This window comes from Devosia sp. BK (assembly GCF_032907385.1).
Classification (GTDB): Bacteria; Pseudomonadota; Alphaproteobacteria; order Rhizobiales; family Devosiaceae; genus Devosia.
Window position 1 is genome coordinate 384241 of record NZ_JAIMBX010000002.1, and the last position, 13032, is coordinate 397272.

Consider the following 13032-nt stretch of genomic DNA (forward strand, 5'->3'; position numbering starts at 1 on the left):
AAACCCGAAAACTAAACGTTCTTATCGACACCCTCAGGCGCTGCGGCCCCAGTAGCCCCGCCGCCCTTGGCGACGCCCACCATGGCCGGACGCAGTACGCGCTCGCCGATGGCAAAGCCTTCCTGCACCACCTGCACGACCGTCCCCTCAGGCACGCTCGGATTCGGCACTTCGAACATGGCCTGATGCTTGTTCGGATCGAACTTCTGGCCCGCGGCCTCGATTGCCTTGACGCCATGCTTTCCGAGCAGCCGCTGCATCTCGCGCTCGGCCAGCTCCAGCCCTTCAATGAGGCTCTTCAATGTGCCTTCCGCCGTCTCGCGCGTTTCCTGCGGGATCACCAGCAGCGCGCGGCTCAGCGCGTCGGTCGCGCTCAGCATGTCGCGGGCAAAGCCGGCAATCGCGTAGGAGCGGGTGTCAGCCACATCGCGCTCGGTGCGCTTGCGCAGATTTTCCATCTCGGCCGCAGAGCGCAGCACGCGATCCTTCAATTCGGCATTTTCCGCCAGCAGAGCCTCGACGGGATCGACCTCTGGGGTTTCGGTTGCCGGAATTTCGGTCTCCGGCGTGTCGCCCTGGGCGGCGTTCTCGTCGCTCATAATATCTCCGTGGACCTGTTTAGAATTTTCTGCCCCGCATATCGGCCAATGCGACGGCTTTTTCAATAGCGCAACGCTTCTCTACCGCTTCCGCGCCATCAGCCTGGTGAGCACATTCGCCGTATAATCCACCACCGGCACGATCCGCGCATAGTTGAGCCGCGTCGGCCCAATCACCCCCAAAACACCAACAACCTTATCATTGGCATCCTTATAGGGCGAAAGAATCACCGAAGACCCCGAGAGCGAAAACAGCTTGTTTTCCGACCCGATGAAAATGCGGACCCCCTGCGCCTTTTCCGCGTCGCCCAAAAGCTCCAGCAAGCCATCCTTACTTTCGAGCTCATCGAACAGCCGCCGCATGCGTTCGAGTTCATCGCTCGCCATGGCATCATTGAGCAAGTTGGCACGCCCGCGCACGATCACCCGCGGCGCCGAGGCGGGAGAATCCTGCACCAGCGTCGCAATCCCATCATCGACGAGCTTTTGTGTCAGCTCATCGAGCTCGGCGCGCTGCTCGCTCCGCCGCTCGTCGAGCGCCTTGCGCGCCTCCGCCAGCGTCCGTCCGACAACATAGTTGGCTAAATAATTGCTCGCCTGCTGTAGCGCCGATGCCGTAAATCCCGGCGGCAGGTCAAGGATACGGTTTTCCACCTGCCCGTCGTCGCCGACCAGCACCGCCATGGCCCGTGAATTATCGAGCCGCACGAATTCCACATGCCGCAGCACCATATCGGCCTTGGTAGCGATCACGAGGCCCGCGCCCTGGCTCAGCCCCGACAGCAGTGAACTGGCTTCGGTGAGCAGATCATCGACCTGCCGCCGCCCTGCTGGTCCCTCGATATGCTGGGCGATGCTGCGTTTTTCGCTCTCGTTGACAGCGCCGACTTCAAGCATGGAATCGACGAAGAATCGCAAGCCCTGCTGCGTCGGCTGCCGCCCTGCCGAAGTATGCGGCGCTGCGATCAGGCCAAGGTCTTCGAGATCCGCCATCACATTGCGCACCGAGGCGGGAGAGAGCTCCGTTTGCAGCAAGCGCGAGAGATCGCGCGACCCGACCGGCAAGCCGGTATCGAGATAACGCTCCACCAACCGGCGGAAAATGTCCTGGCTCCGATCGTTCAAAACATTGAGAAAATCGTCGGACGGGCGGACCATGGGCTCTTTTAGTTCAAATCGTCGCTTTAACCTTGCCCTTCATTTAAGCGCATAGGAGCCAACCGCCAAGCGTCCGGTGCTTGTTCCGGGCCTTAAGGAGGGTTAAGAGGCGGTAAACAGCAGAAGAGATGCCTATCCATGCGGCCATCCGGACGCGCCCCCGATCAGATGCGGGCTGTCACTATCGAGCGTAACGTATCCCTCAAGGCTGAAGGTTCGTGCCTCGTTGCCTTCGGCAATACTAAGGTTCTGGTCACGGCTTCCGTCGAAACGAGCCTCCCCGGCTGGCTGCGCGGCAAGGGCCAGGGCTGGGTCACCGCCGAATACGGCATGCTGCCCCGCGCCACCGGCACACGCACGCGTCGCGAAGCCACCGCCGGTAAGCAAACCGGCCGCACGCAGGAAATTCAGCGCCTCATCGGCCGCTCGCTCCGCGCCGTCGTCGATCTAACCGCCTTGGGCGAATCCCAGATCACGCTTGATTGCGATGTGCTCGAAGCCGATGGCGGCACCCGCACCGCCTCGATCACCGGCGCCTATATCGCCTTGGCCGATGCCATTAAATGGCTCGAAGAGCGCAAGCTCACCAAAGGCGTGGTTCTGAAAGATTCCGTCGCCGCCGTGTCCTGCGGCATCTATCGCGGCACCCCGCTTCTCGATCTCGATTATCTCGAAGACGTCGAAGCCGAAACCGACGCCAATTTCGTCATGACTGGCTCGGGCAAATTCGTCGAAATCCAGGGCACCGCCGAAGGTGCCCCCTTCGACCGCGCCGAACTCGACGCGCTCACGACCCTTGCCGGCAAGGGCATTTCTGAACTCTCCGAACTGCAGAAGGCGGCGCTTTCCGCATGATTTTTTCGCTCTTTAGAAAGTCCCCCTCATCCGGCCCTTCGGGCCACCTTCTCCCCGAGGGGGAGAAGAACAGATCGGCATCCGCCTCTTATTCCTCTCCCTCTCGGGGAGAGGTGGCCCGGCAAAGCCGGGTCGGTGAGGGGGCTTTCGAGGCCGGAAACTGCGCCATCTGGAACGACATTCAACGCGCCCTGGAGTCCAAATGACCATTCCAAAACTCCGCCGCGGCGATCGTCTCGTGCTTGCCACGCACAATGCCGGCAAGCTGAAAGAATTCCAGGAGCTTTTTGCGCCCTTCGGTCTCGAACTGATTTCCGCCGGTGAACTCGGTCTGCCTGAGCCCGAAGAAACCGGCACCACCTTTGCCGAAAACGCCCGCACCAAGGCTCATGATTCGGCCAAGGGCGCCAATATGCTCGCCCTTTCCGACGATAGCGGCCTTTGCGTCGATGCGCTCGACGGCCAGCCCGGCGTTTACACCGCCGATTGGGCCGGCGTGCCCCGCGATTTCAATTTCGCCATGCAACGCGTCGAAACCGAATTGCAGGCAAAAGGCGCGACGACGCCTGAAAAGCGCACCGCGTCCTTCAACGCCACGCTCTGCCTCGCCCATCCCGATGGCCGCGACATGATCTTTGTCGGCCGCTGCGAGGGCACTCTAGTCTGGCCGCCCCGCGGCACTATCGGCCATGGCTACGATCCCATGTTCCAGCCTGAAGGTTTTGATATCACCTTCGGCGAAATGGCGGCCGAAGCCAAACACTCCTGGGCCCCGGGCGAAAAAGGCCTTAGTCACCGCGCCCGCGCCTTCGCCCAATTCGTGGAGAACCAGATTGAGCAGAGCTAACCGCTCTCCCGCCCAATCTTTCCCCACCCTCCGGGCTTCCCTCGGGCTTGACCCGAGGGCCATTCACCGCATCCCTCTGGGTGCAACCCTTGCCTCGATAGACCCTCGGGTCAGGCCCGAGGGAAGCGCAGAGTTTTTGGCGAGCCCACAGCACGCGAGTCGATCAGCATGAGCAATCCCAACGACCTGTTCGGCGTCTACGTCCATTGGCCTTTCTGCGCCTCAAAATGCCCCTATTGCGATTTCAATTCGCACGTCCATCGCGGGCCGTTCGATGAAGACGCCTATGTCGAAGGCTACAAGAAAGAGATCGCCCATATGGCGAGCCTTTCCCCCGGCCGTCTGGTCCAGTCGATTTTCTTCGGCGGTGGCACGCCCTCGCTGATGTCGCCAAAGGCCGTGGGCAGCATTCTCGACACCATCGCCGCCCATTGGCAGGTCGATAGCAATGCCGAGATCACCCTCGAAGCCAACCCGACCTCAGTCGAGGTCGACCGGTTTCGCGGGTTTAGAACAGCCGGCATCAATCGCGTCTCGCTCGGCGTCCAGTCGCTGCGCCCCGGTCCGCTGGCCGAACTCGGCCGCCGCCACACCGTTGAAGAAGCGGTGGCTGCCGTGCGCATCGCCCAGTCAGTCTTTGATCGCTCAAGCTTTGACCTCATCTATGCCCGCCCCAAGCAGACGCTTGAAGATTGGGAAGATGAGCTCAAGGAGGCCATCTGGCTCGCCAAGGGCCACTTGAGCCTTTACCAGCTCACCATCGAGCAGGGCACGCGCTACTTCGATCTCTTCAATGCCGGCAAGCTGCAGATGCCCAGCGAAGATCTCGGCGCCGACTTTTATGAGCTGACTCAGGAATTGACGGCTGCCGCTGGCATGCCGGCCTACGAAATTTCCAATCACGCCGTACCCGGCCAGGAATCGCGCCACAACATGCTCTATTGGCGTTATGGCGAATATGCCGGCATCGGCCCTGGCGCGCATGGCCGCCTGCTGCTCAACCACCAGCGCCACGCCACCGCCGCCGAGAAAATGCCCTTCGACTGGCTCAAACTCGTCAACGAGTTCGGCCACGGCATGACCACCGACGATGTCCTCACCTGGGAAGAACAGGGCGACGAATACCTCGTCATGGGCCTCCGTCTCAAGGAAGGCATCTCCCCCACCCGCTTCATGTCGATCTCGGGCCGTACCATCGCCGAAAAACAGATCGAAGCGCTAAAAGGTTATGGGTTTGTGGAAACCCTCCCCAACGGCAATATCCGCGTCACCGAAAAGGGTTTTCCGGTGCTCGATGCCGTGGTCGCGGATTTGGCGGCGTAAGACCCCTCACCCGTCTCGGCCTGCGGCCGATCCACCCTCTCCCCAAGTGGGAGAGGAATAAGAGGCGAGCACCGGACCATTCTTCTCCCTCTCGGGGAGAAGGTGGCGCGCAGCGCCGGATGAGGGGATGCTAAAACTTCGCCCCATCCACTGTCATTGCCCCACCGCCCCCAATCTTCTTCACCACCAGCGCATATTCCGCCCGCCCATTGGCCAAGAACCGGAATTGCCCATCCCGCCCATTGAACCCGGATGCGCTGGTAAGAAGCCCCGGATTATAGGGCGGCGTCGCCATAGAGAGCGTGTTCACATTGGCAAGGATTGTCGCCGTATAGACAATCGTCGCCATTGGATGCGGCCTTGTCCCAAATCGATTCTGATACTCGCCAGAAATGGCCGTAAATCCTGCTTCGTCGACCGCCGGATAAATCGCTCCCACCAATCCCGGCGTCGCAAGAATAGTCGGGTCGCCTGCCCAATCCGCCGAGCCAACGATCTGCACCGCATCCCCGGTCACACCGGCGCTCGCGAGCGCTGTCGCAAAGGCCGGTGCGCTCGTCCGTTCGGGCAGAAACAGCGTGTCGATCATGCCACGACCGATCTGCTGCTTGGCCTGTGCCACGATCTGCGCCGCTTCGCTCGCTGCCGAAAAAGTGTAAACCGCCGGCGCATTGAACCCTGCAGCAACCGCCTGCTGCCGAAACGCGGTGGCGAGTGCTTCGCCGTAAGGCGTCGCAGGGAACGCGCCCGCGATGCCGCGCCTGCCCTGCGCCATGACATAGGTAAGGCCGCGCTTCATCTCGGCATCAGGCAGCACGGAGAGAAGATAAACCCCCTGCCCGGCCAGCGCTGGATTATTGGCAAAGCCGATCAGCGGCACGCCCGCCGAGCGCGCGACACCGCCCGCCGCCGCCACCTGATCGCCCTTGAGTGGCCCAAGGATCAGTTTCGCTCCACCCTGCACCGCCGCATTGGCCGCCGCCGCCGCCTCCGCCGCGCTGTCGCCCGTATCGCGCAAGGTGATGGTCGTATTCTCGGCAATGTTGGGATTGGCTTCGATAAACGCCATGGCCAGTTTGGACGCATTGGCCAGAGAGTTACCGAGCTCCGCCAGCGACGGGTCACCCGAGAGCGGCAAGAGCAGCGCAACCCTGACCGGGCCGCGCCCAAAAGTCTCACCGCCCGATTGCGGCATCTGCTGGATGGGCCCCCGCATGCTCGGCGTCGTTGCGACATTGGAGGGCGGATTGCCCCAGCCGATCGTCCGCGACCCGATCTGAAACGTCCCCGGCGAACAGGATGTCAAAAGCGCGCCGAGCGCAAAAGCCAGCGCGCCGCGACCCCAATTGCACCAATCGTAACGCCAACGCATGAATGATGCTCGAAACGCTCCCCAAGTGTTAACAAACTCGCCCCATTTCGTTAAGCAAGTCTCAACCCCGGGGAGCCGCGAGCATAATGGATCGACCAGCCGAATATATCATTGCCGGCAATGCCTTCGCCGCCACGCCGCTCGCCCCCGGCCTCTATGTCGTCTCGACCCCCATCGGCAATCTCCGCGACATCACCATCCGCGCTTTGGAAACCCTCGCGGCCGCTGATCTGGTCCTTTGCGAAGACACCCGCACCTCGGCAAAACTCCTCGATCACTACGGCATTCGCGGAAAACGCCAGGCATTACATGAACATAACGAGCGTGCTCGCGCCGAGGAAATCGTCTCACGCATCGCCGGCGGTCAGGCCATCGCCCTGATTTCCGACGCCGGCACCCCCCTCCTGTCCGACCCCGGCTTCCCCCTCATCCGCGCCCTGGCCGAAGCCAATCTCCCCGTCTTCCCCATTCCCGGCGCCTCCGCACTTTTATCTTCGCTTGTCGTCGCCGGCCTCCCCACCGACGCCTTCGCCTTCCACGGTTTCCTGCCCCCAAAATCCGGCGCCCGCGCTAACGCCTTGAAAAGCTATGTGGATTCACGTGAAACACTGGTTTTCTACGAAAGCCCTCGCCGCTTGGACGACACCCTCGCCGCCATGGCCGAAGTCTTCGGCGACCGCCAGGCCTCGGTGTCGCTCGAACTAACCAAGCGTTTCGAGCGCACCTTTCGCGGATCACTAGGGGAGCTCGTCGAAAAGTTCGGCGGCGAACAAACCAAGGGTGAAGCCGTCATCGTCGTCGCTGGCGCCGCCGAACCCAGCGCGCCTGCTGCAGAGGACTGGCAGGCCGACCTCTTGGCCGCCATGGCCGACCAGCCTATGCGATCGGCCGTTGATGAAATTGCTGCCCGCTACGGTCTCAAACGCAAGGAGGTTTACGATGCCGCCCTCGCGCTCAAGGCCCAGCACTAAAAGGCAAATCGCCGAACGCGATGGCCAGCGCGGCGAAGCTCTAGCCGCGCTTTTCCTGCAACTAAAACTCTACCGCATCCGTCACCGCCGCTACAAAACTCCGGTCGGAGAAATCGATCTGGTCGTCGAGCGCCGTGGCACCATCGCATTCGTCGAGGTGAAAACCCGCGCGAACCATACTCTGGAAGCTGACGCGTTAGAGGCGGTGAACACATCGCGCATCGTCCGCGCCGCTGAGCATTGGCTTTCTCGCCACCCCCGCGAGGCTGAAAAGACCTACCGCTTCGATGTAATTTTCCTTGCGAACGGCCGCTGGCCGCGCCATCTCATCAACGCGTTCGATGCTGACGGTTGACCACGGTTCTTGTGTGGTCCCGCAAATCAAAGAGATAAAAATGCTCAAAGTCGCCGTCCAGATGGACCACGTCTCCACCATCAATCCACGCGGCGATTCCACCTTCGCCATGATGCTTGAGGCCCAGGCCCGCGGCCATGAATTGCTGCATTATACGGCTGACACCCTGTCGCTTCGCGACAACGTCGTCACCGCTCTCGTCCAGCCGATCACGGTGACCGACGCCGAAAAGGGCCAGCATTTTACCCTCGGCGAAGCCAAGCGCTTGGATCTCGCAACTCAGGACGTGATCCTGATGCGCCAGGATCCGCCGTTCAACATGAACTACATCACCATCAGTCATATCCTTGAGCGGCTGCATCCCAAGACGCTCGTGGTCAATCCGCCCGCCGCGGTGCGCAATGCGCCGGAAAAAATCCTGGTGACGGATTTCCCCGAACTGATGCCGCCAACGCTGGTGACGCGCGATCGCGCCGAAATCCACGCCTTCCGCAAGGAGCATGGCAACATCATCGTCAAGCCGCTCTACGGCAATGGCGGCGCCGGCGTCTTCTTCCTCCAGGAGGGCGACCATAACCTGGCGTCGCTCATCGAACTGTTTGAGATCAACTATCCCGAACCCTTCATGATCCAAAAATACCTGCCCGACGTCCGCAAGGGCGACAAGCGCATCATTATCATTGATGGCGAGCCGGTCGCTGGCCTCAACCGCATCCCCGCCGATGGCGAAGCGCGCTCCAACATGCATGTCGGCGGCCGCCCCGAACTGTCGCCCCTGACCGAGCGCGAAAAAGAAATCTGCGCCGCCATCGCCCCGGCGCTCAAAGAGCGCGACATGATTTTCGTCGGCATCGACGTCATCGGCGACTACCTCACCGAAATCAACGTCACCTCCCCCACCGGCATCCGCGAAATCAAACGTTTTGGTGGCCCCGACATCGCCGTGATGATCTGGGACGCGATCGAAAAGCGTCGCATGGTGTAAGGGCCAACAACCATTCCTCTTTAGTGTCGTCTGCGATCAGGAGGTCACGATGAAAACCATCATTCTGACTGCGCAGGCGGCAAAAGAACTGGATGCGCTGCCTTTGTTCGCGCGCGAGCAGATTTCCCACGGGCTTGATCTTTACGCCATGACAGGCAGAGGTGATATTAAGGCTCTGCAGGGTCAATCGGGCTTTCGCCTTCGAATTGGCCGGTACCGTGTGCTTTTCGACGAAGACCGCCTGACAATTTTGGCGGTCCAGATCGGCAAGCGAGAAACGACCACCTATCGATAGGAGGCTCTGATGGGTGTCCAGATTATTACTACGCCCACTGGCGAGGAAATGGTGCTCATGTCTCGGGCAGAGTATGAGGCACTTCTGGCTGATCGTGACGATGCTTTTGAAGATGGGGCCGACGCAGCAGCTTTTGCTGCCGCGCGCGCCGCTCTCCGGTCGGAAGATATCCTTCCCGCTTCAGTCAGCGCCGAAATTCTTGCCGGAGAGAGCCGTCTCTGCGCATTCCGAAAATGGCGTGGCTTAGACGTCACTGATCTTGCGGTTGCTACTGGAATTGACGGCATGGTCCTCACTCAAATCGAAGCCGGCGATCGCCTGTTTTCTCGAGATGAGGCCGCACGTATTGCCGAGGCACTTGACCTGCCCATGAGTTGGCTCGCCGCCTAGCCCTCTTGGCCTCCCCCGCCAAATCCCCTAGTGCTAAGGTTTGGGGTTTGCGGGGCGATCCATGGATACTTCGGCTTTTCTCGTCGCCTTTGCGACGCTGTTCGCGACTGTCGGCGTTGCCGATATCGCCTTCATCTTCGCCGCGCTGACGAAGGACAATACGCCCGCGCAACGCCGCACCTTTGCAACCCGTGGCGTCGTCATCGCGCTGTTGATCCTGTTGTTCTTCGCCTTCCTCGGCAATCTGATCCTTGATGTCTTCGGCATCACCATTCCGGCGCTTCGCACCGCGGGCGGCGTCCTCCTACTCCTCATCGCCATCGACATGGTTTTCGCGCGCCATTCGGGCGGCACAGGCACGACCGACGAGGAAGAGGTTGAAGCCCGTCAGGCCCACGATATTTCGGTGTTCCCGCTCGCCATGCCGCTTCTGGCCGGCCCCGGCGCTATCAGCGCCGTCATTCTGCTGACGACTGGCGCCGAATCTCAGGCCGAATTCTGGCTCGTCATCGCCGCAATCATCGTCATCCTGGCGCTGGCCTGGCTCACCCTGCTCGTCGCTATTCCAATCCAGCGCCTCCTGGGACTCACCGGTCTTTCCGTGGTCTCCCGCGTCGTCGGCATTCTGCTTGCGGCTCTCGCTGTGCAGTTCGTCTTCGACGGCATCAAGGCCTCGGGCCTCCTCGGCGCCGCTACTTGACGAACTGGCAGCGGCCGGTTGGCGCCAATGCCGAGATGGCGCGTGGATCGCAACCTGTGGACAGGAACATCAACCAGTCATTGGTCGAGCCGTAAAACACATTCCGGTCGACCTCGCCCTTGACCCCAGGCACAACGCCCGTCTGGGTATATTGCCAGAAAGTCCAGGTGCGGTTTTCGTAGCGCTCATGCGGCTCGGCAGCGGTCGAGCGCAGCCAAAACGTGTTCGGAAAATATTCACCGGCGAGGATATCGCGGTGGAAGTTCATGTCGGTATAGATGATCGGCAGCTTGCCGGTATGGCGCTCCATCACATCGAGCATGAGCCGGATTTTTTCGAGCGCATCGGCCTTGCTCGGCTTTACCGTGCAGCTTGAATGATTGTTCCATTCGAGGTCGAGCACGGGTGGCAGGGCGCTTGGATCGGCCGGCACGTTCTGCACGAACCAATTGGCCTGCTCTGACGCCGGTGAACACCAGGTCATGAAGTGATAGGCGCCGCGCGGCATGCCGGCATTGCGCGCCCGCTCCCAATTGGTGCGGAAATTGGGATCGACATAGTCCTTCCCTTCCGTCGCCTTCATGAATACGAAGTGGGTGCCGCCCGCGCGTGCCCGGTCGAAATCGATATTTTCCTGATAGCGCGCGACGTCGATGCCTTGCACCGGCATGCCGCGGGCGCGATCGACACCGGCATGGGGCCGATTATCTCCCGGAATGGCGCCATAAAGCCCGCCGCCGGTCGCGCATGCTGCCAGTGCTGCCACTGTCAGGCCCATCACAGCATGGCGCAACAGAGCGGAAACAGAGGCGGGCAAACGAAAGGTGCGGGCCATCAACACACTCGACTTAGAAAGACAATCAGAGCCTTTGATTCAACATGTCGGGGTTAATGGACGTTTAGGGTAACCAATGTGGCAGTGAACATGGTTAACGAGCCATCTTCTGTTCGCTCTCCGTTCTTGACTGATGCGGTTCTTCTGTTAGCGTTGCTTGAGGTGGGGGCCTTGTTCATGGTTACGCGTGTTGCCACAGTCGCCTTTAACGGCATCGAGGCGGTGCCGGTCGATGTCCAGGTGCAGATCGCGCCTGGTCTTTCCAAGTTTCTGATGGTTGGCCTGCCCGATAAGGCGGTAAAGGAATCAAGTGAGCGCGTTCGCGCAGCGCTTGTCGCTTCTGGCCTCGGCCTGCCGCCCAAACGCATCACGGTCAATCTCGCCCCAGCCGATCTGCCCAAGGAAGGGAGCCACTATGATCTCCCCATCGCTCTGGGCCTGATGGCTGCCATCGGCGCGATCCCGCAGGATGCGCTCGATCGCTATCTGGTGCTTGGTGAACTCGGCCTTGATGGCCGTCTGGCTCATGTTGGCGGCGTTCTTCCTGCTGCCATAGCCGCCACGGCCCGGGGATTGGGCATTATCTGCCCAACGGCATCTGGCCCCGAGGCAGCCTGGGCCAATGACGACATCGATATCGTCGCGGCCGATAGTCTTCTCTCCCTTGCCAATCATCTCGTCGGCCGGCAATTGCAGGCTCGGCCGCGTCCGGTGCAGCGCCTGATCGATGCCGGCACAATGCCTGATCTGGCCGATGTCCGCGGCCAGGCCGTGGCGCGGCGGGCGCTCGAAGTTGCGGCAGCCGGTGGTCATAATCTTCTTTTGGTCGGTCCGCCCGGCGCCGGCAAATCTATGCTGGCGGCGCGATTGCCCTCGATTCTGCCGCCGCTTGAGCCGCGCGAATTGCTCGATATCTCGATGATCCAGTCGATCGCTGGCGAACTGGCGGGTGGCGCCCTGTCGGATAGACGCCCGTTCCGCGCCCCGCATCATTCAGCTTCGATGGCCGCGCTGGTTGGCGGTGGCCTAAAAGTGCGGCCGGGGGAAGCGAGCCTTGCCCACAACGGCGTCCTGTTTCTCGATGAGCTGCCCGAATTCGCGCCCAGTGTCCTCGATAGTCTCCGCCAACCGCTCGAAAGCGGTGAAATGGTCATTGCCCGTGCCAATGCCCGCGTCACTTACCCGAGCCGCTTCCAGCTCATCGCCGCCATGAACCCCTGCAAATGCGGCATGGCCGGCACGCCTGGCCACACTTGCAAGCGCGGCGACGCCTGCGCCGCCGATTATCAGTCGCGCATTTCCGGACCATTTCTTGATCGCATCGACATTCGCATCGATGTTCCAGCCGTCTCCGCGACGGACATGATCGGCTCTGCGCCCACCGCCGAGCCATCGTCTATCGTTGCCCAGCGCGTAGTCATGGCCCGCGTGCGTCAGCGCGAGCGGTATGAGGCGGCCGGTGCGCCAGATGTGCTGACCAATGCGGCCGCCAGTTCAACGCTGATCGAAAAACTTGTCAAGCCCGACCGTGATAGTCAAACGCTGCTGCTCATGGCGGCCGAGCGCTACAATCTCTCCGCGCGCGCCTATCATCGTGTTCTCAAGGTTGCCCGCACCTTGGCTGATCTGGCCAATGCTGAAAAAGTCGCGCGTCCGCACATCGCGGAAGCCCTAAGCTATCGTCTCAATTTTGGTGCTGCGTGAGCAATCTCCGCGGTGAACTGGTTCACTGGAATGATGCGCGTGGCTTCGGCTTCATCGCGGGCGACGATGGGCAGCGCTATTTCGTCCACATCTCATCCATCATGAGGATCGCGACACGCCCGCGCGTCGGCGACGTGGTCTATTTCGCTGCGCGCAAGGGCGAGAAACAACAGCTTGAGGCACGCTCTGTCACCATTGCAGGTGCCAATCCGATTACGCCGCAAGCGCGCCGGAGCCAAACCAGGCGCGAGCTCGATTGGCAGCTCATCCTCGCGCTGAGTCTCTTAGGTCTCTTGGCCTACCTCATCTGGCATGATCCACATGCCGGCTTCCTGCTCCTGCCCTACGCCGCCGGCGGCGTGCTGACATTTTGTATCTATTGGCTGGATAAGCGCGCGGCGGAAGCGCAAGCCTGGCGGGTCAGCGAAGCCACTTTGCATGGTCTCGATCTTGCCTTTGGCATCATTGGCGGCCTCCTGGGCCAGGCAATTTTCCGGCACAAGACGCGCAAAACGCGCTTTATGTTTGCGACACTCATGATCGGTTTCGTCCATCTTGCGCTGCTCGCTGGACTTGCCCTTGGCGAAATCAAACTCGAAGCACTACCCGCGACGCTTCATGCTGTATTGGTGGGTCAGTGATT

At 61.1% G+C, this 13032-nt stretch carries 15 protein-coding genes; 11 read left to right on the forward strand and 4 right to left on the reverse strand.

Annotated elements, in window-relative coordinates; translation table 11 throughout:
* Window positions 1–11: 11 nt before the first annotated feature.
* Window positions 12–599 carry a nucleotide exchange factor GrpE gene (grpE, locus tag DevBK_RS13840; protein WP_061908516.1) on the reverse strand — a complete coding sequence of 196 codons (588 nt, stop codon included), beginning with the start codon at window positions 597–599 and terminating at the stop codon, window positions 12–14.
* A gap of 81 nt (window positions 600–680) precedes the next feature.
* Window positions 681–1757, reverse strand: a complete 1077-nt coding sequence (gene hrcA / locus DevBK_RS13845; RefSeq protein ID WP_061908517.1) for a heat-inducible transcriptional repressor HrcA — start codon at window positions 1755–1757, stop codon at window positions 681–683.
* Window positions 1758–1895: 138 nt separating this feature from the next.
* On the opposite strand from hrcA, the gene rph reads away from it, so the two are divergent.
* The 3 genes from rph to hemW all read left to right on the forward strand — a co-directional run bounded on the left by rph (window position 1896) and on the right by hemW (window position 4782).
* A complete protein-coding gene (gene rph / locus DevBK_RS13850; RefSeq protein ID WP_317185875.1) occupies window positions 1896–2612 on the forward strand; it encodes a ribonuclease PH in 717 nt (238 codons plus the stop codon).
* 202 nt (window positions 2613–2814) lie between these two features.
* On the forward strand, window positions 2815–3459 hold the full coding sequence (locus DevBK_RS13855) for a non-canonical purine NTP pyrophosphatase (protein ID WP_317185876.1): 645 nt from the start codon (window positions 2815–2817) through the stop codon (window positions 3457–3459).
* Window positions 3460–3627: 168 nt separating this feature from the next.
* Window positions 3628–4782, forward strand: a complete 1155-nt coding sequence (gene hemW / locus DevBK_RS13860) for a radical SAM family heme chaperone HemW (protein ID WP_317185877.1) — start codon at window positions 3628–3630, stop codon at window positions 4780–4782.
* A gap of 130 nt (window positions 4783–4912) precedes the next feature.
* On the opposite strand, the gene DevBK_RS13865 is transcribed toward hemW, so the two are convergent.
* Window positions 4913–6154 (reverse strand): penicillin-binding protein activator, encoded by a 1242-nt coding sequence (locus DevBK_RS13865; protein WP_317185878.1) that lies wholly within the window; start codon window positions 6152–6154, stop codon window positions 4913–4915.
* Between the two features lie 86 nt (window positions 6155–6240).
* On the opposite strand from DevBK_RS13865, the gene rsmI reads away from it, so the two are divergent.
* The 6 genes from rsmI to DevBK_RS13895 all read left to right on the forward strand — a co-directional run bounded on the left by rsmI (window position 6241) and on the right by DevBK_RS13895 (window position 9850).
* Window positions 6241–7125, forward strand: coding sequence for a 16S rRNA (cytidine(1402)-2'-O)-methyltransferase (rsmI, locus tag DevBK_RS13870; protein ID WP_317185879.1), 885 nt, complete (start codon window positions 6241–6243; stop codon window positions 7123–7125).
* On the forward strand, window positions 7094–7480 hold the full coding sequence (locus tag DevBK_RS13875) for a YraN family protein (RefSeq protein ID WP_317185880.1): 387 nt from the start codon (window positions 7094–7096) through the stop codon (window positions 7478–7480). The genes rsmI and DevBK_RS13875 overlap by 32 nt, the downstream gene beginning before the upstream one ends.
* Before the next feature lie 40 nt (window positions 7481–7520).
* The gene (gene gshB, locus DevBK_RS13880) at window positions 7521–8465 is read left to right on the forward strand and encodes a glutathione synthase (RefSeq protein ID WP_061908524.1); all 945 of its coding nucleotides are present in this window, start codon (window positions 7521–7523) and stop codon (window positions 8463–8465) included.
* 49 nt (window positions 8466–8514) lie between these two features.
* Entirely contained in the window at window positions 8515–8760 is a 246-nt protein-coding gene (locus tag DevBK_RS13885; protein ID WP_061908525.1) for a type II toxin-antitoxin system RelE family toxin, read from the forward strand.
* A gap of 9 nt (window positions 8761–8769) precedes the next feature.
* Window positions 8770–9150, forward strand: coding sequence for a helix-turn-helix domain-containing protein (locus DevBK_RS13890; protein WP_062630522.1), 381 nt, complete (start codon window positions 8770–8772; stop codon window positions 9148–9150).
* A 61-nt stretch (window positions 9151–9211) separates the two neighbouring features.
* On the forward strand, window positions 9212–9850 hold the full coding sequence (locus DevBK_RS13895; protein WP_062630521.1) for a MarC family protein: 639 nt from the start codon (window positions 9212–9214) through the stop codon (window positions 9848–9850).
* Here the strand turns inward: DevBK_RS13895 and DevBK_RS13900 are convergent.
* On the reverse strand, window positions 9843–10685 hold the full coding sequence (locus tag DevBK_RS13900) for a GH25 family lysozyme (RefSeq protein WP_317185881.1): 843 nt from the start codon (window positions 10683–10685) through the stop codon (window positions 9843–9845). The genes DevBK_RS13895 and DevBK_RS13900 overlap by 8 nt on opposite strands.
* Window positions 10686–10862: 177 nt before the next feature.
* On the opposite strand from DevBK_RS13900, the gene DevBK_RS13905 reads away from it, so the two are divergent.
* Together DevBK_RS13905 and DevBK_RS13910 are read left to right on the forward strand one after the other, a co-directional pair.
* A complete protein-coding gene (locus DevBK_RS13905) occupies window positions 10863–12389 on the forward strand; it encodes a YifB family Mg chelatase-like AAA ATPase (RefSeq protein WP_317185882.1) in 1527 nt (508 codons plus the stop codon).
* A complete protein-coding gene (locus tag DevBK_RS13910) occupies window positions 12386–13030 on the forward strand; it encodes a DUF1294 domain-containing protein (protein WP_317185883.1) in 645 nt (214 codons plus the stop codon). The genes DevBK_RS13905 and DevBK_RS13910 overlap by 4 nt, the downstream gene beginning before the upstream one ends.
* Window positions 13031–13032 lie beyond the last annotated feature (2 nt).

Coding starts and splice junctions, on each gene's coding strand:
- DevBK_RS13865 (WP_317185878.1), bottom strand. CDS start 6,154: ATGCGTTGGCGTTACGATTGGTGCAATTGGGGTCGCGGCGCGCTGGCT.
- grpE (WP_061908516.1), bottom strand. CDS start 599: ATGAGCGACGAGAACGCCGCCCAGGGCGACACGCCGGAGACCGAAATT.
- gshB (WP_061908524.1), top strand. CDS start 7,521: ATGCTCAAAGTCGCCGTCCAGATGGACCACGTCTCCACCATCAATCCA.
- DevBK_RS13890 (WP_062630522.1), top strand. CDS start 8,770: ATGGGTGTCCAGATTATTACTACGCCCACTGGCGAGGAAATGGTGCTC.
- DevBK_RS13905 (WP_317185882.1), top strand. CDS start 10,863: ATGGTTACGCGTGTTGCCACAGTCGCCTTTAACGGCATCGAGGCGGTG.
- hrcA (WP_061908517.1), bottom strand. CDS start 1,757: ATGGTCCGCCCGTCCGACGATTTTCTCAATGTTTTGAACGATCGGAGC.
- DevBK_RS13895 (WP_062630521.1), top strand. CDS start 9,212: ATGGATACTTCGGCTTTTCTCGTCGCCTTTGCGACGCTGTTCGCGACT.
- DevBK_RS13900 (WP_317185881.1), bottom strand. CDS start 10,685: ATGGCCCGCACCTTTCGTTTGCCCGCCTCTGTTTCCGCTCTGTTGCGC.
- hemW (WP_317185877.1), top strand. CDS start 3,628: ATGAGCAATCCCAACGACCTGTTCGGCGTCTACGTCCATTGGCCTTTC.
- DevBK_RS13885 (WP_061908525.1), top strand. CDS start 8,515: ATGAAAACCATCATTCTGACTGCGCAGGCGGCAAAAGAACTGGATGCG.
- DevBK_RS13855 (WP_317185876.1), top strand. CDS start 2,815: ATGACCATTCCAAAACTCCGCCGCGGCGATCGTCTCGTGCTTGCCACG.
- DevBK_RS13875 (WP_317185880.1), top strand. CDS start 7,094: ATGCCGCCCTCGCGCTCAAGGCCCAGCACTAAAAGGCAAATCGCCGAA.
- rph (WP_317185875.1), top strand. CDS start 1,896: ATGCGGCCATCCGGACGCGCCCCCGATCAGATGCGGGCTGTCACTATC.
- rsmI (WP_317185879.1), top strand. CDS start 6,241: ATGGATCGACCAGCCGAATATATCATTGCCGGCAATGCCTTCGCCGCC.